This is a genomic window from Pseudomonas sp. 4CAES_32.4 (assembly GCF_058136335.1).
This window is the reverse complement of record NZ_CM176882.1, coordinates 4,129,819-4,152,454: the sequence shown is the minus strand read 5'-3', so window position 1 is coordinate 4,152,454 and position 22,636 is coordinate 4,129,819. Positions and strand designations below refer to the sequence as shown.

Sequence of the window (22,636 nt, the reverse complement as noted above, 5' to 3'; positions counted from 1 at the left end):
TTCTTGGCTGCACCGTTCGGCTGTCCGCGCTCTGCTAGAATCGCCCCCATCAACAGCCTGAGACTCCCCCATGAGCGAGCCGATTCGTCTGACCCAATACAGCCACGGCGCCGGTTGCGGCTGCAAGATTTCCCCGCAGGTGCTGGAGGTGATTCTGGCCGGCAGCGGTGCGCAGAACCTCGACCCGAAACTGTGGGTCGGCAATGCCTCGCGCGATGATGCCGCTGTGTACGAAATCGACGCCGAACGCGGCGTGGTCTCGACCACTGACTTTTTCATGCCGATCGTCGATGACCCGTTCGACTTCGGCCGTATTGCCGCGACCAACGCGATCAGCGATATCTACGCGATGGGCGGCGATCCGTTGATGGCGATTGCGATCCTTGGCTGGCCGGTCAATGTGCTGGCGCCGGAAGTCGCTCGCGAAGTGATTCGTGGTGGCCGCGCCGTGTGCGACGCGGCGGGGATTCCGTTGGCGGGCGGGCATTCGATCGATGCGCCGGAGCCGATCTTCGGCCTCGCCGTCACCGGTCTGGTGGAAAAGCGCCACATGAAGCGCAATGACACCGCGACCGCCGGTTGCCTGTTGTACCTGACCAAACCGCTGGGCATCGGCATCCTCACCACGGCCGAAAAGAAGGGCAAATTGCGCGCCGCCGATGTCGGCGTGGCCCGCGACTGGATGTGCACCCTGAACAAACCCGGCAGTCGCTTCGGCAAACTCGCCGGCGTCACGGCGATGACCGACGTTACCGGTTTCGGTCTGCTCGGCCATCTGGTGGAAATGGCGGACGGCAGCCAGCTCACCGCACGCATTGCCTATGACCGCGTGCCACGTCTGGACAGCGTCGAGTATTACCTCGATCAAGGCTGCGTGCCCGGCGGCACGCTGCGCAATTTCGACAGCTACGCGAGCAAGGTCGGCCGCGTGCAAGAGCTGCACAAACGCGTGCTCTGCGACCCGCAAACCAGCGGTGGTTTGCTGATCGCCGTCACCCCTGAAGGCAATGACGAGTTCCTCGCCGTCGCCGCGGAATTGAGTCTGAGCCTGGCGCCAATCGGCGAACTGGTTGAGCGACAGACGAACGCAGTCGAGGTGATTTGATGCTCCGCGACTGCACTGACTACCGAGACATTTTCCTCAACGACCGGCCGCTGATGGATGCCCGCGCGCCGGTCGAGTTTCACAAAGGCGCATTCCCCGGCGTGATCAATTTGCCGCTGATGAACGACATCGAGCGGCAGAAGATCGGCACCTGCTACAAGCAACACGGTCAGCAGGCGGCCATCGAGTTGGGCCATCAATTGGTGGCCGGCGCGGTGAAAGCCGAGCGCGTCCAGGCCTGGGCCGATTTCGCCCGGGCCCATCCTGATGGTTTTATCTATTGTTTTCGTGGCGGTCTGCGGTCGCAGATCACCCAGCGCTGGCTGCGCGACGAGGCGGGCATCGACTATCCGCGCGTCGGCGGTGGTTACAAGGCCATGCGCAATTTCCTCATCGATACCATCGAGCAGGCCATCGCGCAGTGTGATTTCGTTCTGCTGGGCGGGATGACCGGCACCGGCAAGACCGAAGTACTGGTGCAGTTGCGCAATGGCCTGGATCTGGAAGGCCACGCCAATCATCGCGGTTCCAGTTTCGGCAAGCGCGCCACCGGGCAGCCGTCGAACATCGATTTTGAAAACCGTCTGGCCATCGACATCCTCAAGAAGCGTGATGCCGGCATCGAGCAGTTTGTGCTCGAGGACGAGAGCCGGGTGGTCGGCAGTTGTGCCTTGCCGCTGCCGCTGTATCAGGGCATGCAGCAATACCCGATGGTCTGGCTGGAAGACAGTTTCGAGGATCGCGTGGAGCGGATCCTGCGTGATTACGTGGTCGATCTGTCGGCGGAATTTGCCACGGTGCACGGGGACGAGGGCTTTACGCTGTTCTCGGAGCGCCTGCTCGAGAGCCTGAATAACGTGCAGAAACGCCTCGGCGGCGAGCGTCATCAGCGCATGTTGCTGCTAATGGAAGACGCGTTGATCGAGCAGGCACGCAGCGGCGCGGTGGAACTGCATCGTGGCTGGATCGAGGGGTTGCTGCGCGAGTATTACGACCCGATGTATGTGTTTCAGCGCGAGAAGAAGGGCGGGCGGATCGAGTTCGCCGGGGAGCGTGGGGCGGTGCTTGAGTATTTGCGCGAGCGGGTGAGCCAGAAAGATTCATAGTGTTTTTGCCGGCCTCATCGCTGGCAAGCCAGCTCCCACAGGTATTGTGGGTGTAAACAGATTATGGATATCCACGATAACTGTGGGAGCTGGCTTGCCAGCGATGGGGCCGGCAAAGGCAACAAATGACTCAGGTCGGGCAGGTTTCCTTGCCATGATCCAGCCCCTGCTTGTAGCTATGGCTCTGCAGACTGGCCTTGCCGTTGTGCCAGGTCAGGGTCAGCACATACAACGAATCGAAATCATCGCCTGACCAGTCATCGGTAATGTTCTGTTTGCCGCCGACCGCTTTGCCCGCGACCTTGTTGATCAGCTCCGGCAAGTAACCGTGGGACCACGCGGTGTAGATGGTCGAGTTGTGATACTTGTCGTCGAGCAGTTCACGGGCCAGGTCGCTGGTGTCATTGGCGGAAAACTCGATGTTTACGGGCAGGCCCAGCTTGATCGCCGCCGGGCTGATGGTCATCAGCGGGCGAATGTAGCTGTAGGAATTATCCAGCTCACCTTCTTCGACGTTACGCGTCGGGTTGGCGGCGAACACGTAGTCGGCCTTGCCGAATTTTGCCGGCAGCAGCGTCGACAGATCGATTGCGCGATTCAAGCCCTGGCAGTTGAGTTGGCCGAGGCCGCCCTCCGGTTTTTCCGCGTGGCGCAGGAACACCAGGGTCTGGGTGCCGTCGACCGGTTGCGCACGACTTTCGCTGGATTCCAGCGACAGAAACAGTGCACTGACCGCCAGCAGCGAAGGCAGGAACACGTAGGCGCGATGTTTGAAGCGTTTGGCGAAGCTCAAAAGATTCGTCATGTATTAAAGGGTTCTTCAGCAAATTCGATTAAGGCTGACAAACCTTTACACCGCGGGCTCCCAGCACCGGGTGATTTCCCTGTCATGAACGGCTTCCTCTGCGAGAAAGGCATAACTCAGAGTCCCCTGAGGCCCGTTTGGTTCGATCCGGGCGAGTGCGCAGCACTTTAACGGCAAGTTCCAACGGCTTGGCCGCAGGTTAGCGACAGGATGTTACGGTTCGTGCAGTAGTCGCCGCAGGCTGTGATCTCTCGCACTTGTTCAAAGGCTCAAGATCAAAAGATCGCAGCCTGCGGCGGCTCCTACATTATGATCGGGGTTCAATTTGTGACTGGATGCTTCCCATGACCGATCTGTCCGCGTTCCCGATCACCCAGAAATGGCCGGCGCAGTACCCTGACTGGATTCAGCTCTATTCCTTGCCAACCCCCAACGGCGTCAAAGTCTCGATCATGCTCGAAGAGATTGGCCTGCCGTACGAGCCGCACAAGGTCGCGTTCGACGCCAACGATCAGCATTCCCCCGAGTTCCTGTCGCTGAGCCCGAACAACAAGATCCCGGCGATCCTCGATCCTCACGGTCCGCAAGGCCAGCCGCTGCCGTTGTTCGAGTCCGGCGCGATTTTGATTTACCTGGCCGACAAAAGCGGCCAATTGCTGGCCCAGGAAGGTGCGCTGCGCTACGAAACCATCCAGTGGTTGATGTTCCAGATGGGCGGTATCGGCCCGATGTTTGGTCAGCTGGGTTTCTTCAACAAGTTCGCTGGCAAGGATTACGAAGACAAACGTCCGCGTGACCGTTACGTCGATGAGAGCAAACGTCTGCTGAGAGTGCTCAACGGTCGCCTGGAAGGGCGCGACTGGATCATGGGCGAGCGCTACACCATCGCCGATATCGCCACGTTTCCGTGGGTGCGTAATTTGATCGGGTTCTATGAAGCGGGCGATCTGGTCGGGATCAAGGATTTTCCAAATGTCACTCGGGTGCTGGAGCGCTTCCTGGCCCGCCCGGCGGTTATCCGAGGACTGACCATTCCCTCCTGACTCTCGGGCTACGCACATAACCTTGTGGGAGCTGGCTTGCCAGCGATGACGCCGGCACAGTCGACATCTATGTTGACTGAACCACCGCCATCGCTGGCAAGCCAGCTCCCACAGGGATTTACAGTGTTCTGAAAGATTGTTGCCCGTCCGGTAATTCACTCTTGATTGATCCAGGTTTGTACCCCAGCCCCCGCAAGGCATAAGCTTCGCCCCCTACGACTTTCGTCTCATCTGCCGTTTTTCAGGAAAGACCCCATGTCCAGTCAGTTCCCCGAAGCACGTCCCCGCCGTCTGCGCCGCAATGCGAGCCTGCGCAGCCTGTTCCAGGAAACCGAATTCAGCCTGAACGATCTGGTCCTGCCGATCTTCGTCGAAGAAGAAATCGACGATTTCGTGCCGATCAAAAGCATGCCCGGTGTGATGCGCATTCCGGAGCGCAAACTGGCCAGCGAAATCGAGCGTTATGCCCGTGCTGGCATCAAGTCGGTGATGACCTTCGGCGTATCGCATCATCTGGATGGCAACGGCAGCGACACCTGGCGCGAAGACGGTCTGGTTTCGCGCATGTCGCGCATCGCCAAGGACGCCGTGCCGGAGATGATCGTGATGTCCGACACCTGCTTCTGCGAATACACCGATCACGGCCACTGCGGCGTGATGCACAACCATGAAGTCGACAACGACCAGACCCTGATCAACCTCGGCAAACAAGCCGTGGCAGCGGCCAGCGCGGGCGCTGATGTGATCGCGCCGTCGGCAGCGATGGATGGCCAGGTGCGGGCGATTCGTCAGGCGCTGGACGCCGCCGGGTTCACCCAGATTCCGATCATGGCCTATTCGACCAAGTTCGCTTCGGCGCTCTACGGCCCGTTCCGCGAGGCCGGTGGCAGTGCGCTGAAAGGCGACCGCAAAAGCTATCAGATGAACCCGATGAACCGTCGCGAAGCCCTGCGCGAGTCGTTGTTGGATGAGCAGGAAGGTGCCGATGCGCTGATGGTCAAACCGGCAGGCGCGTATCTCGACATCATCCGCGACATCCGCGAAGCCTCGAACCTGCCGCTGTCGGCATATCAGGTCAGCGGCGAGTACGCGATGATCAAGTTCGGCGCACAGGCTGGTGCGATTGATGAAGATCGTGTGGTCCGCGAAAGCCTCGGCGCGATCAAGCGCGCGGGTGCGGATCTGATCTTCACTTACTTTGCGATGGATCTGGCGCTGGCGGGGATCTAACTCCCCCACCGCATAACCCTGTGGGAGCTGGCTTGCCAGCGATAGCGTTTGATCAGTCAACATTGATTTTGACTGTGCTGACGCCATCGCTGGCAAGCCAGCTCCCACAGCTTTTAGTGGTGTCCTTTAGTCAGGGGCAGTTGAAGAACGGTCTGATCCCGTGATCGCGGAAGTAACGTTCGATCACCTTCGGATCCGCACTGTTATCGGCAATCGCCACATAAGTATCCGGGCGCAGCAGGTAGAAACCGTTACGCCCCAACCCCGCCGTTTCAAACGCCGGGCGCCAATCGAACACGTGCAGCGGCAAGTGATGTTCGTGGCACCAGGCGATCATTTCGTCGCTGGTGTCGCCGTACACATGCACTTGCCAGCACGGCTGGCGCAGCGGTTCGTAATTATCCCCTTCACCATCATGGGCCCACGGCAAGCGGTCGCCGCCGTGGACGTGGCCGGCTGCGCCCTGGCTGAGCGGCATGCCACGGTAGTTGAGGATGACTTGCGAGACCGTGCGAAAAAGGAACTCGCGACTCGCCTCGAACGAAGCCATTTTCGGGATCAGAAACGGTGCCACGCGCATGCGCAGCAGATCAGCCATGCGTCCCTCGGCGGTGACGAAGCTGAAGACTTTGTCAGTGGTCGAGACCAGTCGGCGAGCGAAGGCGATGCGCTCGGTTTCATAGCTGTCGAGCAGGTTTGATTCAGCACCGCCGCTGAGCACTGCCGCGATTTTCCACGCCAGATTGATCGCATCGCCGATCCCGGTGTTCATGCCTTGCCCGCCCGCCGGGCTGTGTACATGGGCGGCATCGCCGAGCAGAAACGCGCGGCCACTGCGAAAATGCTCGGCCACGCGATGATGCACGCGGTAGGTCGAGAACCAGTGCACGTCTTCGATGTGCACGTTCAGGTGTTCGATGGCGCGGCTGCTGACGTCGGAAAATTCCAGGGTTTCGGCACGATCGGCGCGCTCGTCACGCACCGTGCCGATCAGCCGCGCACGGCCTTCGCCGGCCAGTGGAAACACGGCGAGAAAGTCCGCTTCATCCAGATCCAGATGCAGCTCGCCGTTCATCGCCGGGCCGCTGGCCTTGACGTCGGCGACGTAGAAAATCTGCTGGTAGGTGCCACCGGGAAACCCGGCGTCGAGGGTTTTGCGCACCACTGAACGGGCGCCATCGCACCCTGCGAGGTAGCAGGCCTGACAAATCTCCTGCTCGCCATCGGCCAGGCGCAAATGCGCGGTGAGGCCGTCGCCGGATTCCTCGAAGCTCTCCAGTGTGGTGTTGCGTTCAACCGTCACGCCATAGTCTTCGAGACGGTCGATCAGCAGCCGTTCGTGCTCATCCTGCGGGAAGATTTCGACGAATGCATAGGGCGTGAGGCCTTCGCCGATGCGATTGAGCGGCAACTGCGCGACGGGTTTGCCATTGACCCAGAAATTCGCCGCCGCGACCCGATGGCCGTTGCGCACCACGGTGTCGGCCAGATCCAGTTGCCGATACAACTCAAGGGTGCGCGCCTGCACCGCCAGCGCCCGCGAGGTGGTGCCGGGAGCGGAGGTTTTATCGATAATGCGCACCCGCACGCCGAGTTTGCTCAGCCACAGAGCCAGCACCAACCCGGTCGGGCCGGCGCCGATGATCAATACATCGCTGCGGTGCATGGGCCTGTCCTCCGTTTGCTCTGGAGCAAGTATGGATCAGAAGGAGAGGGTAGCCAGTTCTGGCCCCATCGCGAGCAAGCTCGCTCGCACAAAGGGGACCGCATTCCAATGTGGGAGCGAGCCTGCTCGCGAAGAGGCCTTATCAAACGCCGCAAAACCAAAAAAGGCCCCGCAGCCATCAAAGCCGCGGAGCCTTTTTCTTATCGATTACGCTTAGAAATCAATCGTGCCGGACAACTTCGCCACACGCGGTTCACCCTGGGTCAGATAACCGCCCTGAGCCGATTCCCAATACTTCTTGTTCGCCAGGTTTTCCACGCCCAGACGTACGGTCACGTCTTTCTCCGAGACCTTGAAGGCGTAACGCGCACCCGCATCGAAGCGGTTCCAGGTCGGCAGGCTCAGGTTGTTCGCCGCGTCGGCGTATTGGCCACCAGTGCGCAGCATCCGCGCATTCAGCGCGACGCCTTGCAGGCCCGGTACATCCCAATCGGCGCCAGCGTTGAACTGGAAGGTCGGCACGCCAATCGCGTGGTTGCCGTCGTTGGCGCCGTTCTGGGTGTTCTTCAGTTCGGTGTCCATCAACGTCAGGCCGCTGATCAGGCGCAGGCCCTGGATCGGCTCGCCGAAGACGTTCATTTCTACGCCTTTGTTGACCTGCTCGCCTTCACGCACGTAAGTGCAATTGTTGGCATCGATGATTTCGCAGTAACCGTCGCTTGGCTGTTCGATGCGATAAACACCCAGGCTCGCGCCGTAAGTGCCCATGTCGACCTTCACCCCGGCTTCGGTCTGCTTGGAGCGGGCCGGTGCGTAGACTTCGTTGCCGTTGGTCACGCGGAAACCGCCGGAACTGGTCGGCGAGGTTGGGCCTTGCGCCAGGCCTTCGATGTGGTTGGCGTAGAACGACACGTGTTCCCACGGTTTGAACACGATGCCGTAGACCGGCGTGGTGATCGATTCGTCGTAGCTCGAAGAACGCGGGCCGCTGCCGTAGCTGGCGTAGCTGTAACCCTGCACGACCAATTGCTGACGACGCAGGCCGGCGGTGATCAGCAGGCGATCATCGAAGAAGCCGAGGGTGTCGGAAATCGCCACGCTGCGGTTGAAGGTCTTGCCGACGATGCCCGGATCGCTGTTGTCGCCACCGGCGAAGTTGCCGACCGGCGACGGGGTTTCCACCGGGTGGTAGATGTTGTTGGCGTATCTGGTCAGGTCAAAATCGTAGGCACTGCGCTGCTCAGCCCAGATGCCGGTCAGGCCGAAGTTCAGCTTGTGGCTGACCGGGCCGGTATTGAACTTGCCATTGAGGCCAGCCATGACGCTGGTGTTGTCCTCATCGTGAGGAATGAACGAGCCAGTGGTGAACGATGCGCCAGTGTTTCCGACCAGCGTGGTCGAGTTGTAGCGACCGACTTCACGGGTGTGCTTGGCGCCGCCAGCAGCGTAGGCGGTCCAGTTATCGTTCAGGTCGTACTCGGCGCGGAGCATGCCGAAGGTGTCTTCGATGTCGGTGTAGCCCCACTTCGGCGCGTAGTTGGTATCAGCCGATGGCGCGTCCGGAATGTGCGTGGCGGTGCCGAGGTTGACCGAGTTGCGACCACCGTTGACGCGTTCTTTCTGGTAGGCGAAGTCGCCGGACAGGCGCAACGCGTCACCACGATAGTCGAGGCCGATGGCGAACAGTTTCGAACGCTGGTTTTCGTGATCGATACCGGTGTCGCCTTCGCGCTGCGCCAGGTTGATGCGCGCGCCGAAACGGTTGTCTTCACCGAAACGCTGGCCGATGTCGAAGTGCTGACCGACGCGGCCTTCGCTGTTGATGTCGGTGGTGAAGCGGCGCAGCGGCTCGTCGCCAGCGCGTTTTGGCTGCAGGTTGACGCCGCCACCGATGCCCGAGCCGGTCGGGGTCACACCGTTGATGAAGGCGTTCGGGCCTTTGAACACTTCCACGCGCTCGAGGGCGTCGGTGGAAATGATCTGCCGTGGCAGCACGCCGTAGAGGCCGTTATAGGAAATGTCATCGCCGGTCAGCGGCAGGCCACGGATCATGAAGATCTGCGCCTGGTTGGAGAACCCGGACGCCTGACGCACCGAGGAATCGTTGAGCAGCACATCGGCGACGTTTTCCGCCTGCTGATCCTGGATCAGCTGCTCGGTGTAGGACGCGGCGCTGAACGGCACGTCCATCATGTCCTGATTGCCCAACACGCCGAGCTGACCGCCACGCGCAACCTGACCGCCGCTGTAGGCTGGGGGCAGGGCGTTTGGCGCAGGGGCTTGGGCGTTGATATTGACGTTGTCGAGCACCAGCTCTTTGTTATCGCCATCGGCGGCGTGAGCGGTGACAGTCAGGGAGCACAGCAGGGCGAGAAGCGTCGGGCGAAACGGGACGGCGAGTCGAGCTGAAGCGGGCATTGTTATACCTGGAGGCGCACGGCCAGTGAGAAAAAAAAGGGCGGCGCGGAACTCCTTGCGCAAATGCGACTCCAGGCGCAAATGATAGGTTTTCTCAGTCACGTTTTGCAATCAGTTTGTCATCACCCTCTCAAAAACACACATCACCTGTAGGAGCTGCCGGAGGCTCGGGCCGCGATCGGACGATCTTTTGATGTTGTTTTTAAAGATCAAAAGATCGTCCGATCGCGGCCCGAGCCTCCGGCAGCTCCTACACGGATTGTGTATGGTTGTTCGGGCTTACCAGACTGGAAGGAGCGCCATGCACAGCCCTCGTTTACTCATCACCCTCATCGCCACGCTGGTGCTCGCCGGTTGCGCGGGCCAGCGCAGCAATGAACCCGTACCGCGTCCGCCTGCCGAAGTGAAGGCAGAAATCATCCGGTTGATGCCGGCGAAAACCGCCGACCGCCAAGGTTGGGCCACCGATATCTACGCGGCGTTCGCCGCGCAGAACATCAGCCCGACCACGCAAAACCTCTGCTCGGTGCTGGCTGTCGCCGAACAGGAATCCACTTTTCAGGCCGACCCCACCGTGCCCGGCCTGGGCAAAATCGCCCGCGACGAAATCGACCGACGCGCCGCCAAAGTGCACATCCCCAGCCTGTTGGTCAGTGGTGCCTTGCAAGTGCGCTCAACCAACGGCAAGACCTACAGCGAGCGCCTGAACGCCGCGCGCAGCGAGAAAGAGTTGAGCGCGATCTTCGATGACTTTATCGGCCGGGTGCCGATGGGCCGCACCTTGTTCGGCGGCTTCAACCCGGTGCACACCGGCGGGCCGATGCAGGTCAGCATCGAGTTCGCCGAACAGCACGCCAAGGATTACCCGTACCCGGTCGACGGCACGATCCGCCGCGAAGTGTTCAGTCGTCGTGGTGGCATGTATTTCGGCATCGCCCACTTGCTCGGTTACCCGGTGAGCTATCGCGAACCGCTGTATCGCTTCGCTGATTTCAACGCCGGGTGGTACGCCAGTCGTAATGCCGCGTTTCAGAATGCGGTCAGCCGTGCGTCTGGTATCCCGCTGGCGCTTGATGGCGACCTGATTCGCTACGACTCGATCATGCCCGGTAGCACCGAACTGGCAGTGCGTACCCTCGGCAAGTCGCTGGGCATGCGCAACCCGACGATTCGCGATCAACTGGAAAAGGGCCAGACCCTGGAGTTCGAAGAGACCAAGCTTTATCAACGGGTGTTTGAATTGGCGGAGAAAGCCGAGGGCAAAAGCCTGCCGCGTGCGGTGTTGCCGGGGATCGTTTTGCAGAGCCCGAAGATCACTCGCAAGCTCACCACAGCATGGTTCGCCAAACGCGTGGACGAGCGCTACAAACGCTGCATGGCCAAGGCCGGTTGACGCTTGCTCACAGCACTTTGACCGCGCGGCCGATCGCCTGAATCGGTCCGGTCGGTTTGCCGATCGGCGAGCCATTGGCGCCTTCCAGCGTCAGCTCGAATAACTGGTTCGGTTGCAGTGGCGGCAGTTTATCCAACGGCACCGAGAGCGCCTGCCCAGGCTTGACCAGACCCAACGAAACCGGGCCTTGCCAGCCGTCAGCCTTGGTCCAGAACTCCAGCGCCTTGTCTGCCGGCACCTCGACCACGCCCAGCGGAATCAATTGAATCTCCCGCGAATTGCTGGCCTGGATCACCCAGCCCGGCGCCTTGTCCTGCGGCGCGACCAGCACCACCAGATAACTCGGTTTCGGCGTGGTTTGGGTCAGCAGGATCGAGCCCAATAGCAAGGTCGCGGCCAACCCGGCAGCACTCAGTCCGCGCCAGAGTGGCAGCAGGTTCCACCATGAGGTCGACGATGCTTTTGGCGTGAGTCGTTCGAGGCTGCGTTCGATCCGTGGCCATAGCAGCGCCGACGGTTGTTGCGAGGGCGCCAGATCAGTCAGCTCGAGCAGACGCCGTTCCCAGGCATCCACCGCTGCACGCAGCTCGGGATCGTTCGGCAAGCGCCGTTGCACCTCGATGCGCTGCTCGGCAGGCAGGGTGCCGAGCACGTACTCGCCGGCCAGTTCATCGCGTTCCTGCGCCGATTCAGTGGTCATCCCATGCACTCCCGCAAGGCGTTGAGGCTGCGTTTGATCCACGCCTTGACTGTGCCGAGCGGCGTGTCGAGGCGCGCGGCAATCTGCGCGTGGCTGTAGCCGTCGACATAGGCGTGGAGGATGCAGTGGCGGCGTTGCGGCTCCAGTTGTTCGAGGCAACGATGAATGCGTGCCGAATGCGCCTGGGCATCGAACTCGTCAGCTTCGCCGGCCATTTCGTGTTCATCGCCGAGCGACGTCTCGCGCCCCTGATTGCGCAGCAGGTTCAGCGCCAGATGCCGGGTCACGCTGAACATCCAGCCCCGCGCCGAACCCCGCGCCGGATCGAAACCCGCCGCGCCGTTCCAGATCTTGATAAATGCCTCATGGACAATGTCCTCTGCCAGCGCCGTGTCACGCACCAGACGTTTGGCCACGCCGAGCAGACGCGGGCCTTCCTGCACATACAAATCGCGCAGGGCCGAGCGCTCGCCACGGGCACAGGCGGCGAGGCGGGCTTCGTAATCGAAATCGGATTCGGCTAAAGGCATGTCGTGCAATCTAGCTCAGATTCTCCAAAACAACACATAACCCTGTGGGAGCGGGCTTGCCCGCGATGGCGGTGTATCAGTGACGAGAATGTTGACTGACGCGACGCCATCGCTGGCAAGCCAGCTCCCACAGGGTTTATGTTGAGTTTCAGAGATCAGTTCGCCGCCCAGAAAATATAATCGGCCTGATACTTCACCACTTCCTGCTTGCCCTTGTTCGCCGCCGTGCATTCACTGCCGGGCGCGACACCGCCCTTGAGCGCGACGCGCTGGATGTAGCTGACGCCCGTCATCGCGCCTTTGCCTTCGGCGGGATTGGCCTTGACCAGTTGATAGGGCAGGTTGCCCGGCGTCGACGGTGCTACGGCCAGTTGCGTACCGGTGACTTTCGAACCGTCCTTGGCCTGCCAGGTGGCCGGCGGGCCGAAGTAGGTGCCGACCTGCTTGCCGCTGCGGTCATTGAGCACCGCTTTCGGGCCGACGAAGGTCCACTCGGTCTGGCCCGGCATATTGGCTTTGTCGCGGCATTCGTAAGTGATCTCGCCGACGCCGGTGGTTTCCATCGCGATCTTGTGGCCATCCGGCACTTTGATCGCGTCGGGGTAGCTACTTTGGGCGAAGGTCGAGGCGCTGGCGGTGAGCAAACCGGTGAGGCAGATCAACTGGGTGATGTTCATCAGTATGTTTCTCCGAAAAGGGTGAACCGCTGACAGCCGAAAGAGGGCTGTTACAAGGACTACCCGTGGCGGAGGTGTTTGGATGCAGTGCCTGAAAAATATTTTTCTGGATCACCTCCATACCTGTGGGAGCTGGCTTGCCAGCGATAGCGGTGGGTCAGCGAAGGGTATGTCGACTGACCCGGCGCCATCGCTGGCAAGCCAGCTCCCACAGGGATTTTTGTCTGGCTTCAGGCCAGAGGCTTTCAGCAGTTCCTGGGTGTAGGGATGTTGCGGTGCGGCAAAAATCTCTCGCGAGGAACCCTGCTCCACCACCTTGCCGTCCTTGATCACCATCAAGTCATGCGCCAACGCATGCACCACCGCCAGATCATGGCTGATGAACAGATACGTCAGCCCATGCTTGATCTGCAATTGGCGCAACAACTCGACCACTTGTTTCTGCACCGTGCGATCGAGCGCCGAGGTCGGTTCATCGAGCAGGATCAGCGCCGGTTCCAGCACCAGCGCGCGGGCGATGGAGATGCGCTGGCGCTGGCCGCCGGAAAACTCGTGGGGATAGCGATGACGGCTCTGCGGATCGAGGCCGACTTCTTCCAGCACCCGAATCACCGCCGCCTCGCGCTCAGCCTCGCTGCCGATGCCATGGGTCAGCAAGCCTTCGGCAATGATCTGCTGCACCGACATTCGTGGGCTGAGGCTGCCAAACGGATCCTGAAATACCACCTGAATCTGCCGGCGCAACGGTCGCATCAAACGCTGATTGAGCAGGCTCAGTTGCTTGTTGCCGAAGCGGATATTGCCCTCGGATTCCACCAGCCGCAGGATCGCCTGACCCAGTGTCGACTTACCCGAACCGGACTCCCCGACAATCCCCAACGTCTTGCCGCGTTGCAGGGTGAAACTCACGCCGTCCACGGCTTTGATGTAATCCTGCTGGCGGCTGAACAGCGCTTTCGGTAATGGAAACCACACCTTCAGATCATCGACTTCAAGCAAGTTGTGCTCGTACTCACTGGGCACCGGCGCACCGCTCGGTTCGGCCTCGATCAACAAACGACTGTAAGAATGCTGCGGCGCGCGAAACAGCGCTTCGCAATCCGCCTGTTCGACGATTTCGCCGTGGCGCATCACGCACACCCGCTGGGCGATACGCCGCACCAGATTTAGGTCGTGGCTGATCAACAATAGCGACATGCCGAGGCGCTGCTGCAACTCGATCAGCAACTCGAGAATCTTCTGCTGCACCGTCACGTCCAGCGCCGTGGTCGGCTCGTCGGCGATCAACAACTCAGGCTCGTTGGCCAGCGCCATGGCGATCATCACCCGTTGCCGCTGCCCGCCGGAGAGCTGATGCGGATAGGCTTTCAAACGCTGCAAAGGTTGGCGAATGCCGACCAGTTCCAGCAGTTCCAGAGTCCGTTCGCGGGCAGCGCGGCCCTTGAGGCCTTTGTGAATTTCCAGCACTTCACTGACCTGTTTTTCTACTGTGTGCAAAGGGTTCAGCGAGGTCATCGGCTCCTGAAAAATCATCGCAATGCGGTTGCCGCGCAAGCCGCGCATTTGCTGCTCGCTGGCATGCAAAAGATCCACGCCGTTGTAGCGGATCGAGCCACTGCTGCTGACGCTTTTGCCCGGCAGCAAACGCAGGATCGAATGCGCCGTCACCGACTTGCCCGAGCCGGATTCACCGACCAGCGCCAGGCATTCGCCCCGGCGAATGTCCAGGTTCAAACCGTGCACCACTTCCTGCCCGGCGAAGGCCACGCGCAGATCGCGAATTTCAATCAGGTTGTCGTTCATCTCAGCTCCGGGGATCAAGAACGTGGATCAAATGCATCACGGCAAGCCTCACCAATAAAAACCAACAAAGACAAAATCAGCGCCAAAGCAAAAAACGCTGTCAGCCCCAGCCACGGTGCTTGCAGATTGCGCTTGGCCTGACCGATCAATTCGCCCAGCGACGCGGTGCCCGCCGGCATGCCAAAGCCGAGAAAATCCAGCGCAGTCAGGGTGGCGATGGCGCCGGTCAGAATGAACGGCAGGTAGGTGAGGGTGGAGGTCATCGCGTTGGGCAGGATGTGTCGGCACATCAGTTCGTTGTCGGTCAGGCCCAGCGCTCGCGCGGCTTTGACGTATTCGAGATTACGTCCACGGAGGAACTCGGCACGCACCACATCGACCAGTGCCAGCCAGGAAAACAGCGCCATGATCCCCAGCAGCCACCAGAAACTCGGCGAGACAAACCCGGACAAAATGATCAGCAGATACAGCACCGGCAACCCCGACCAGATCTCCAGCACCCGTTGCCCGAGCAAATCGACCCAACCGCCGTAATACCCCTGCAACGCCCCGGCAACGATGCCGATCAGCGCACTGACAGCGGTGAGGATCAGTGCAAACAGAACCGAAATCCGCGTGCCGAAAATCACCCGCGCCAACACGTCGCGCGCCTGGTCATCGGTGCCCAGCCAATTGCTCGATGAAGGCGGACTTGGCGCCGGTTCGCTAAGGTCGTAATTGACCGTGTCGTAGCTGAACGGAATCGGCGGAAACAGCATCCAGCCGCCCTGATCCTCGATCAGTTTGTGCACGTAGCCGCTGGCATAATCCGGTTGAAACGGCAGCTCGCCGCCGAAATCGGTTTCCAGGTAATCGCTGAGGATCGGGAAGTAGAAAGCGTCGTGATATCGGATCACCAGCGGCTTGTCGTTGGCGATCAACTCGCCACCAAGGCAGATCAGGCACAGGCCGATAAACAGCCACAGCGACCAGCGTCCGCGCCGATTGGCTTTGAATTGCGCCACACGGCGCTGACCAAGAGGAGACAGAGTGAACATCAGGCAGTCCTCGCCGAGAAGTCGATGCGCGGGTCGAGCAGGGTGTAGCAGAGGTCGCCGATCAGCTTGATCAACAAACCAAAGAGGGTGAACAGAAACAGCGCGCCGAACACCACCGGGTAGTCGCGCGACACCGCCGCCTCGTAACTCATGCGCCCGAGGCCGTCGAGGTTGAAGATGGTTTCGATCAGCAGGGAGCCGGCGAAAAACACCTCGATCAGCGCCGACGGCACACCGGCCACCACCAACAACATGGCGTTGCGAAACACATGGCCGTAAAGCACGCGGCGCTCGGTCAGACCCTTGGCCCGCGCGGTGATGACGTACTGGCGGCTGATCTCGTTGAGGAAGCTGTTCTTGGTCAAAATCGTCAGCGTGGCGAAGCCACCGATCACCAACGCCGTCACCGGTAAAACCAAGTGCCAGAGATAATCGCCGACCTTGCCCAACGTACTGAGGCTGTCGAAGTTATCCGAGACCAGGCCCTGCACCGGGAACCAGTTGACGTAGCTGCCGCCGGCAAACACCACGATCAGCAGAATGGCGAAGAGAAACGCCGGCATCGCGTAGCCGATGATGATTGCCGTGCTGCTCCAGACATCAAACGCGCTGCCGTTCTTGATCGCTTTGCGAATGCCCAGCGGGATCGAAATCAGGTAGGTGATCAACGTCGCCCACAAGCCCAGCGACAGCGACACTGGCAACTTCTGCACGATCAGGTCGGTGACCTTGGCGCCGCGAAAGAAACTGCTGCCCAGATCCAGCTGCGCGTAGTTTTTCAGCATCAGCCACAGGCGTTCGTGCATCGGTTTGTCGAAGCCGTAATGGTGTTTGATTTCCTCGATCAACGCCGGGTCGAGGCCACGGCTGCTGCGGCCTGCACCGCCAACCGCCGCGACCTCGCCACCGCCGCCCATGCTGTGCCCGCCGAAGCCCTGCAAACGGGCGATGGCTTGCTCCACCGGTCCACCCGGCGCGGCCTGCACAATCAGGAAATTGACCACCAGAATGCACAAAAGCGTCGGGATGATCAGCAGCAAACGTCGGCTCAGATAACGCAACATGTCACTGGCCCCCCGCGAGCTGAGTGTGCATCTGCTGGGTGGTCAACGCCTTGGCTGAAACCTCCCACCAGGTGTTGAGGCCTTCGTCGTACGCCGGTTGCACGGGCGGCATGCCGAAGCGGTTCTGGTACACCGTCGGCGTGCCTTTGGAGTAGTAGTTGGGAATCATGTAGTAACCCCATTGCAGCACCCGGTCGAGGGCGCGGGCGTAATGCACCATGGCTTCGCGGGTGTTGGCCTGCACCAGCCCGTCGATCAGTTGATCGACCGCCGGATTGGCCAGCACCATCGAGTTGGAACTGCCGACTTGCGTGGCACTTTGCGAGGCGTACAGGCTGTACAGCTCGCGGCCGGGAGAGACGATCGGATCGCCGCTGCGCGGGAAACTGGTGACGATCATGTCGTAGTCGCGGGCGTTGAGACGATTGACGTATTGCGCCGAATCGATCCGCCGCAGATTGAGGGTGATGCCGATCTGCGCGAGGGTGCGTTTGAACGGCAGCAGCATGCGATCGAAACCGCCCTGACCGTCGAGGAAGGTGAACTCAAGCGGCTCGCCGGCAGCGTTGACCAAACGATTGTGTTGCGGCGTCCAGCCGGCTTCGGCGAGCAGCTTCAGCGCTTGCAGTTGCTTGTCGCGAATGTAGCCGCTGCCATCGGTTTTCGGAGCCTCATACACCGTGGTGAAAACCTCGTCGGGAATCTGCCCGCGCAACGGTTCAAGGATCTTCAACTCTTCGGCATCGGGTAGCGCGGTGGCGGCCATTTCACTCTTCGGCCAGAAGCTGTTCTGGCGCACGTAGAAGCCGCGCATCATCTGCTTGTTGGTCCACTCGAAATCCCACAGCAGGCTGATCGCCTGACGCACGCGGCGATCCTGGAAGATCGGGTTTTGCAGATTGAACACGAAACCTTGGGCGGCGGTGGGTTTCTCCGGCGCCAGAATCGATTGCTGCAAGCGACCGTCGCGCAATGCCGGGCTGTCGTAGCCGACCACGTAACCGGACGAGGAAAACTCGCGGTTGTAGTCGAACGCGCCGGCCTGCAGTAACTGTCGGGCGACGTCGGTGTCGCCGTAGAAATTCACTGTCAGGGTGTCGAAGTTGTACAGGCCGCGACTGACCGGCAAGTCCTTGCCCCACCAATCCGGATCACGCTCGAAACTGATGCTGCGCCCGGCGTCGACCTTGCTCACCCGATACGGGCCGCTGCCCAGCGGTGGCTCGAAACCGCCGCCATTGGCGAAGTCGCGGGTTTTCCACCAGTGCTCGGGGACGATGCGCATCGTCGCCAGGTCCAGCGCCAGGGTGCGGTTGAGATTGTTCTTGAAGGTGAAACGCACTTGTCGCGGGCCTTCGATTTGCACGTCCTGCACGTCGGCGTATTGCTGGCGATAGCTCAGGCTGCCTTTGGTCATCAGCAGGTTGAAGGTGTAGCGCACGTCTTCGGCGGTGATCGGCGTGCCGTCGGCGAAACGTGCCTTTGGATTGAGGGTGAAACGCACCCACAAGCCTTGCGGGTCGCGCTCGATCTGCTGCGCGACCAATGCGTAAACGGTGTAGGGCTCGTCAAGCGAACGGAACGCCAGCGGCGCATACACCCAGTCGTTGACCTGCACCACGGAAATGCCCTGATCGGCATACGGGCTGATGTAGTTGTACTGGCCGATTTCCATCGATGCGCGGCTGAGCGAACCACCCTTCGGCGCGTGCGGGTCGACGAAATCGAAATGCTGGAAGTTCGCCGGATACTTCGGCGCCTCGCCGTATACCGTCAGCGCATAACTGCCAGCGGCCAGCGCCGAGGGGCCGGTGCACAGCAGCGCACTGCCTATTAGCAGAGCGGCCATGTTGCGCATGAATCTCATGAAGTCACTCCCAAAATCCCTGAATGGTCACGGAACCCTTGTGGGATCTGGCTTGCCAGCGATAGCGGTGAGTCAGTCAACATCCATTTCATTGACAAACCGCCATCGCTGGCAAGCCAGCTCCCACAGGGTTTTGCGGTGCTCGTTCTTTAGAAGTGGTAAGTCATGCGCGCAAACAAGGTACGCCCCAGCGGGTCGGTGTAGCGCGGGTCATAGCCGCTCTGGAAGTTGTAGGCCTGGTTGGAGAACGGTGGGTTGCGGTCGAACATGTTCTTCATCCCGGCATCGACATCCAGCACCTTGTCGAAGGTGTAACCGGCCGACAGATCCCACACCGAATACGAGGCGACAGTCGCGTGAGTATCGCGGTCGTAGTCGTTGTAGCCGGTGGTGAAGCGGTTGGTCAGCGACGCCCGCGCTGCGCCGAAGGTCCAGCTGCCAGTGAGGTTGTGTTTCCAGCGCGCAATCACGCCGTCACCCTGGAAGTCGCCGACCTTGTCGGTGAACGGGCCTTTGATGGTGCTCTGGAAGTCGTACTCGTCGACGTAAGTGCCTTGCAGCCCCAGACCGAACTGACCGTACGGCGTGTTCGGGAAGCGGTAGTCGAGCGACACGTCGACACCGTTGGTTTCGACGATGCCAAGGTTGGCGTTGCCGGTGACGATGTAGTTGAGCGTGCCGTCGGCGTTGCGCACGAAGCGATCCGGGTAGGAACCAGCCTGATCAAACACGGTGGATTCCGGGAACGGCTGGATCTGGTTGGAGATGTGAATCCACCAGAAATCCAGGCCCACTGAGAGGTTGTTGATCGGCTGATAAACGAAGCCCAGCGTCACGTTACGGGCCTTCTCCGGGGCCAGGTCTTCGTTGCCGCCGATCTGGTTGAGGAACTGCTGACCGCAATCGCGGCCGCCGTTACCGCCCGGTTGCACCACGCCGCCAGTGCACAGCACCGGATCGTTGTAGAAGCCTTGGGTGAAGGTGATGCTGCGCGGCGAATACAACTCATACAGCGACGGTGCACGGAAACCCTCGCTGTACGCACCGCGCACCACCAGCTCTTTCAACGGCTGATAACGGAACGAGTATTTCGGGTTGGTGGTGCTGCCGAAGTCGCTGTATTTGTCGTGGCGCACGGCGGCGGACAGTTCGAGGCTGTCGAGCACCGGCACGTTGATTTCGGCGTAGGCGGCTTTCACGCTACGGTCGCCCTCGACGCTGCCGGCGGGATCGATACCGAGGCTCTGGATGTCACCGGCGAACGACTCGAAATCCTGGTGGAATTTCTCTTTGCGGTATTCACCGCCGAGCGCCAGACCGGACGGACCGGCACCGAACCAGTCACCGATTTCACGGCTGATGCGCCCGTCGAAACCGGCCACGCGGCCAACAGCGGTGGAGTAGGCACCGTGGTAGGCCGCCTGATCGATGTATTGCTGACCGGCAGCCGATTGCGGGCCGAACGGGTTGAGCAGACCGCTGGCCAGACCGTCGATCATCGCCTGATCGCTGACATAACCGCTGGTGACGCTGGAGACGATTTTGTTCTGGTTGTACGAGGCGCCGACGTTGTAATCCCAGCCGCCGACCAAGCCATCGAAGCTGAGCAAAAAGCGCTGACTGGTGTTCTGGTCTTTCGATTCACGCGGGCCAGCGGCGGTTTCACGCCAGTTCACATCGACCGGTTGGGTCGGATCGAGGGCGAAATCGGTCGGCGCTGGAGTGATGCCGTTGCCAGGGTAGTAGGGCGACGAGCCGTCGAGAGTCAGACCAGTCAACGGCGCCGGGCCGACGGCGACGGCGTTGTTGTTGCGCGACCAGAAGTATTCGAGATTGACGTTGTGGTCGTCGGCGAGCTTGCCGGTGGTCTTGCCGAAGAACGAGGTTTTCTCGGTCTGCGGCACCAAGTCGATGAACTCGCGGGTGCTGAAGCGGCACAAGCCGTCGCGCGCCACCAGGTTCGGCCCGTTGCAATTGCTGTTGGCCAGCGGGTTGGTGGCGTTGCCGTTCTGGCTGTAATTGCCGGGGAATGCCGTGCCGGAAGTCTGATCGAGGCCACGACCGGGATCGTAGTCGCGGGCAAAGGAGCGGTCGTTGGCGTCGAGATTCTGCTGCTTGTTGTAGTTGAACACGCCGAGGACGTTGAAGCGGTCTTCGTTCAGATCGCCGTAGCCCCAACTGGCGCTCATGTCCTTGGTTGCACCGCCGCCGCTGTGGGTCGGGGTTTCACCGCCGAGGGTCAGTTGGCCGTCGGTCATGGATTTCTTGGTGATGAAGTTGATCACGCCGCCGATGGCGTCGGTGCCGTAAAGGGCCGAGGCGCCGTCGCGCAGGACTTCCACACGCTCGATGGCGGCAAACGGGATCATGTTCAGATCCACCGCACCGCCAGCCGAGTTGGTGCCCGACAAGGCGTTGTTGGCCAGGCGTCGACCGTTGAGCAAGACCAGCGTCTTGTTTGCGCCGATGCCGCGCATGTCAGCGAACGAGGCACCGCCCGTCGCCGCGCCGACCGAGCCGGCACTGTTGTTGATCGACTGGCTGCCGGTGATGCGCTGCACCAGTTCGGCGGTGGTGGTCACGCCCTGTTTGCGCAGCTCATCGGCTTTCAGAATGGTGATCGGCACCGCCGTTTCCGCATCGACCCGGCGAATCGCCGAACCCGTCACTTCCACCCGTTGCAGTTGCGTGGTCGGCGCCACGACGGCCGCCGCAGCGGGCACGGCCGCGCTGTCTTCTTCGGCGGCTTGCACGGTCCCGGCGCCCATCCCCATGGCCACCAGATACAACGGAACAAAACGGTGACGAGAAATCGTTGCCACCAAGGGTTTGAGCGTGAAGCGTGGAGTGTTCATCAGCATGGTTATTTCCGACTTTTCAGACGTTATCGAATTGGCCTTGTGAGCCCCTCATTGCTCCGCTTTCGGTGATACCGCGTGCGGAAAACCACTTTCTTCAAACAAGCCGATCCCCTCCGAAGACGCGTGGCGTTTTTTCGGTCGGCTGGTTGCGACGGGAGTCAGCGAGCGGTGGCGGGCGCGTCTTTCAAGGTGCGCCCGCCACCGCACTCAGTGGGTGGTCATCACCGAAATCCTGGTAATGCCCGAGCGTTCGATAGAGGCCATGGCCTTGGCCACCTGGCCGTAATTGACGGCGGAGTCGGCCTGCAACTGCACGCGTACTTCGGCGTCCTTGGCCTTGACCTCCTTGAGGCTGGCTTCAAGGGATTCCGGGGCCAGCTCGGTCTTCGCCAGGTAGAACTTGCCGTCCTGATCGACGCTGACCACCACCGGATCTTTTTTCTCGGCGGGGGCCACGGCGTCGGTTTTCGGCAGGTTGACTTTGATCGCGTTGGTCATCAGCGGCGCGGTGACGATGAACACCACCAACAGCACGAGCATCACGTCGACCAGCGGGGTGACGTTCATTTCGCTGAGCACTTCATCGCTGTCCTGAGTAGAAAAAGACATCAGCTGGCCTCCCGCACGGCGGCTGTGGTTTTGCTGGCGATGGCCTGACGGCTGACGGAAAACGCACTGCGCGAGGCGAGGGCATCGAAGTCGTGAGCGAAGTCATCCATGTCAGCCGACGCGAGCTTCAAGCGGCGCAGGAAGAAGTTGTAAATCAGCACCGCTGGAACGGCGACGGCGATACCCACGCCCGTGGCGATCAGTGCGTGACCGATAGGGCCGGCGACCGCTTCAAGGCTGGCCGAACCGGTTTCGCCGATGCTTTTCAGCGCTTCCATGATTCCCCACACGGTGCCGAACAAACCAATGAACGGCGCGGTGCTGCCGATACTGGCGAGGATCGCCTGGCCGTTTTCCAGGGAGCGACGTTCCTTCTGGATCTGCTGGCGCAGGTTGCGCTCCAGGCGATCCGAACGGTTGATGGTGTGCGCCAGTTGTTGCGTGGTGCGCGGCGAGTCTTCCACCAGCAGCGCCTCGAAACCGCTGCTGGCGATGCGCGCCAGCGAGCCCGGATACTGGCTGGCGTGTTCGGCGGCGGTGAGCAGATCCGGCGCGCCCCAGAAGGCCTTGGTGAATTGTTTGTTCTGCGCTTTCTGCCGCAGGTACTGCGCCGACTTGACCAGCAGGATCGCCCAGCTGACCACGGAAAACAGCACCAGACCCCAGAGCACGCCGGGGACAATCATCGAAGACAAATCGTTCATGGTGATACCTCGCTTGCG

The 22,636-nt window shown here is 60.9% G+C and carries 18 protein-coding genes; 5 read left to right on the top strand and 13 right to left on the bottom strand.

Annotated elements, in window-relative coordinates; translation table 11 throughout:
• Positions 1-70 precede the first annotated feature (70 nt).
• Together selD and mnmH are read left to right on the top strand one after the other, a co-directional pair.
• The gene (selD, locus tag AC3Y64_RS18655) at positions 71-1,105 is read left to right on the top strand and encodes a selenide, water dikinase SelD (protein WP_489984818.1); all 1,035 of its coding nucleotides are present in this window, start codon (positions 71-73) and stop codon (positions 1,103-1,105) included.
• Entirely contained in the window at positions 1,105-2,211 is a 1,107-nt protein-coding gene (mnmH, locus tag AC3Y64_RS18650; protein ID WP_489984817.1) for a tRNA 2-selenouridine(34) synthase MnmH, read from the top strand. Before selD ends, mnmH begins: the two co-directional genes overlap by 1 nt.
• A 130-nt stretch (positions 2,212-2,341) precedes the next feature.
• Here the strand turns inward: mnmH and AC3Y64_RS18645 are convergent, their stop codons facing one another.
• Positions 2,342-3,016, bottom strand: coding sequence for a histidine phosphatase family protein (locus AC3Y64_RS18645; RefSeq protein ID WP_489984816.1), 675 nt, complete (start codon positions 3,014-3,016; stop codon positions 2,342-2,344).
• Positions 3,017-3,360: 344 nt separating this feature from the next.
• Between AC3Y64_RS18645 and AC3Y64_RS18640 the strand changes: the two genes are divergently transcribed.
• Together AC3Y64_RS18640 and hemB are read left to right on the top strand one after the other, a co-directional pair.
• Positions 3,361-4,059 (top strand): glutathione S-transferase family protein, encoded by a 699-nt coding sequence (locus tag AC3Y64_RS18640; protein ID WP_489984815.1) that lies wholly within the window; start codon positions 3,361-3,363, stop codon positions 4,057-4,059.
• A 255-nt stretch (positions 4,060-4,314) separates the two neighbouring features.
• Positions 4,315-5,289, top strand: a complete 975-nt coding sequence (gene hemB, locus AC3Y64_RS18635) for a porphobilinogen synthase (RefSeq protein ID WP_064388265.1) — start codon at positions 4,315-4,317, stop codon at positions 5,287-5,289.
• 130 nt (positions 5,290-5,419) lie between these two features.
• Here the strand turns inward: hemB and AC3Y64_RS18630 are convergent, their stop codons facing one another.
• Both AC3Y64_RS18630 and AC3Y64_RS18625 read right to left on the bottom strand, forming a co-directional pair.
• Positions 5,420-6,955, bottom strand: coding sequence for an FAD-dependent oxidoreductase (locus AC3Y64_RS18630; RefSeq protein ID WP_489984814.1), 1,536 nt, complete (start codon positions 6,953-6,955; stop codon positions 5,420-5,422).
• Positions 6,956-7,168: 213 nt separating this feature from the next.
• Positions 7,169-9,373 carry a TonB-dependent receptor gene (locus tag AC3Y64_RS18625; protein ID WP_489984813.1) on the bottom strand — a complete coding sequence of 735 codons (2,205 nt, stop codon included), beginning with the start codon at positions 9,371-9,373 and terminating at the stop codon, positions 7,169-7,171.
• A 301-nt stretch (positions 9,374-9,674) separates the two neighbouring features.
• Here AC3Y64_RS18625 and AC3Y64_RS18620 point away from each other — a divergent pair, with 301 nt between their 5' ends.
• Positions 9,675-10,766 carry a DUF1615 domain-containing protein gene (locus tag AC3Y64_RS18620; RefSeq protein ID WP_489984812.1) on the top strand — a complete coding sequence of 364 codons (1,092 nt, stop codon included), beginning with the start codon at positions 9,675-9,677 and terminating at the stop codon, positions 10,764-10,766.
• Positions 10,767-10,773: 7 nt separating this feature from the next.
• Here the strand turns inward: AC3Y64_RS18620 and AC3Y64_RS18615 are convergent, their stop codons facing one another.
• The 10 genes from AC3Y64_RS18615 to AC3Y64_RS18570 form a co-directional block, all read right to left on the bottom strand.
• The gene (locus AC3Y64_RS18615) at positions 10,774-11,466 is read right to left on the bottom strand and encodes an anti-sigma factor (protein WP_489984811.1); all 693 of its coding nucleotides are present in this window, start codon (positions 11,464-11,466) and stop codon (positions 10,774-10,776) included.
• Positions 11,463-11,996 (bottom strand): sigma-70 family RNA polymerase sigma factor, encoded by a 534-nt coding sequence (locus AC3Y64_RS18610; protein WP_489984810.1) that lies wholly within the window; start codon positions 11,994-11,996, stop codon positions 11,463-11,465. Before AC3Y64_RS18610 ends, AC3Y64_RS18615 begins: the two co-directional genes overlap by 4 nt.
• Before the next feature lie 155 nt (positions 11,997-12,151).
• Positions 12,152-12,673 carry a DUF3455 domain-containing protein gene (locus AC3Y64_RS18605; protein WP_158953310.1) on the bottom strand — a complete coding sequence of 174 codons (522 nt, stop codon included), beginning with the start codon at positions 12,671-12,673 and terminating at the stop codon, positions 12,152-12,154.
• Between the two features lie 111 nt (positions 12,674-12,784).
• Complete coding sequence (locus AC3Y64_RS18600) at positions 12,785-14,476, bottom strand: ABC transporter ATP-binding protein (protein WP_489984809.1); 1,692 nt, start codon at positions 14,474-14,476, stop codon at positions 12,785-12,787.
• 14 nt (positions 14,477-14,490) lie between these two features.
• Positions 14,491-15,513 carry an ABC transporter permease gene (locus AC3Y64_RS18595; protein ID WP_489984808.1) on the bottom strand — a complete coding sequence of 341 codons (1,023 nt, stop codon included), beginning with the start codon at positions 15,511-15,513 and terminating at the stop codon, positions 14,491-14,493.
• Complete coding sequence (locus AC3Y64_RS18590; protein WP_093433925.1) at positions 15,513-16,577, bottom strand: microcin C ABC transporter permease YejB; 1,065 nt, start codon at positions 16,575-16,577, stop codon at positions 15,513-15,515. The genes AC3Y64_RS18595 and AC3Y64_RS18590 overlap by 1 nt, the downstream gene beginning before the upstream one ends.
• 1 nt (position 16,578) lies before the next feature.
• Positions 16,579-18,444: an extracellular solute-binding protein gene (locus AC3Y64_RS18585; RefSeq protein ID WP_489984807.1), complete on the bottom strand. Its 1,866-nt coding sequence runs from the start codon at positions 18,442-18,444 to the stop codon at positions 16,579-16,581.
• Positions 18,445-18,593: 149 nt separating this feature from the next.
• The gene (locus tag AC3Y64_RS18580; RefSeq protein WP_489984806.1) at positions 18,594-21,305 is read right to left on the bottom strand and encodes a TonB-dependent receptor; all 2,712 of its coding nucleotides are present in this window, start codon (positions 21,303-21,305) and stop codon (positions 18,594-18,596) included.
• A 207-nt stretch (positions 21,306-21,512) separates the two neighbouring features.
• A complete protein-coding gene (locus tag AC3Y64_RS18575; protein WP_158959203.1) occupies positions 21,513-21,914 on the bottom strand; it encodes an ExbD/TolR family protein in 402 nt (133 codons plus the stop codon).
• Positions 21,914-22,600 carry a MotA/TolQ/ExbB proton channel family protein gene (locus AC3Y64_RS18570; RefSeq protein WP_489987997.1) on the bottom strand — a complete coding sequence of 229 codons (687 nt, stop codon included), beginning with the start codon at positions 22,598-22,600 and terminating at the stop codon, positions 21,914-21,916. Before AC3Y64_RS18570 ends, AC3Y64_RS18575 begins: the two co-directional genes overlap by 1 nt.
• Between the last annotated feature and the right edge of the window lie 36 nt (positions 22,601-22,636).

Coding starts and splice junctions, on each gene's coding strand:
- AC3Y64_RS18615 (WP_489984811.1), bottom strand. CDS start 11,466: ATGACCACTGAATCGGCGCAGGAACGCGATGAACTGGCCGGCGAGTAC.
- hemB (WP_064388265.1), top strand. CDS start 4,315: ATGTCCAGTCAGTTCCCCGAAGCACGTCCCCGCCGTCTGCGCCGCAAT.
- AC3Y64_RS18645 (WP_489984816.1), bottom strand. CDS start 3,016: ATGACGAATCTTTTGAGCTTCGCCAAACGCTTCAAACATCGCGCCTAC.
- AC3Y64_RS18585 (WP_489984807.1), bottom strand. CDS start 18,444: ATGAGATTCATGCGCAACATGGCCGCTCTGCTAATAGGCAGTGCGCTG.
- AC3Y64_RS18575 (WP_158959203.1), bottom strand. CDS start 21,914: ATGTCTTTTTCTACTCAGGACAGCGATGAAGTGCTCAGCGAAATGAAC.
- AC3Y64_RS18570 (WP_489987997.1), bottom strand. CDS start 22,600: ATGATTGTCCCCGGCGTGCTCTGGGGTCTGGTGCTGTTTTCCGTGGTC.
- AC3Y64_RS18590 (WP_093433925.1), bottom strand. CDS start 16,577: ATGTTGCGTTATCTGAGCCGACGTTTGCTGCTGATCATCCCGACGCTT.
- selD (WP_489984818.1), top strand. CDS start 71: ATGAGCGAGCCGATTCGTCTGACCCAATACAGCCACGGCGCCGGTTGC.
- AC3Y64_RS18630 (WP_489984814.1), bottom strand. CDS start 6,955: ATGCACCGCAGCGATGTATTGATCATCGGCGCCGGCCCGACCGGGTTG.
- AC3Y64_RS18620 (WP_489984812.1), top strand. CDS start 9,675: ATGCACAGCCCTCGTTTACTCATCACCCTCATCGCCACGCTGGTGCTC.
- AC3Y64_RS18580 (WP_489984806.1), bottom strand. CDS start 21,305: ATGCTGATGAACACTCCACGCTTCACGCTCAAACCCTTGGTGGCAACG.
- AC3Y64_RS18605 (WP_158953310.1), bottom strand. CDS start 12,673: ATGAACATCACCCAGTTGATCTGCCTCACCGGTTTGCTCACCGCCAGC.
- AC3Y64_RS18595 (WP_489984808.1), bottom strand. CDS start 15,513: ATGTTCACTCTGTCTCCTCTTGGTCAGCGCCGTGTGGCGCAATTCAAA.
- AC3Y64_RS18625 (WP_489984813.1), bottom strand. CDS start 9,373: ATGCCCGCTTCAGCTCGACTCGCCGTCCCGTTTCGCCCGACGCTTCTC.
- mnmH (WP_489984817.1), top strand. CDS start 1,105: ATGCTCCGCGACTGCACTGACTACCGAGACATTTTCCTCAACGACCGG.
- AC3Y64_RS18600 (WP_489984809.1), bottom strand. CDS start 14,476: ATGAACGACAACCTGATTGAAATTCGCGATCTGCGCGTGGCCTTCGCC.
- AC3Y64_RS18640 (WP_489984815.1), top strand. CDS start 3,361: ATGACCGATCTGTCCGCGTTCCCGATCACCCAGAAATGGCCGGCGCAG.
- AC3Y64_RS18610 (WP_489984810.1), bottom strand. CDS start 11,996: ATGCCTTTAGCCGAATCCGATTTCGATTACGAAGCCCGCCTCGCCGCC.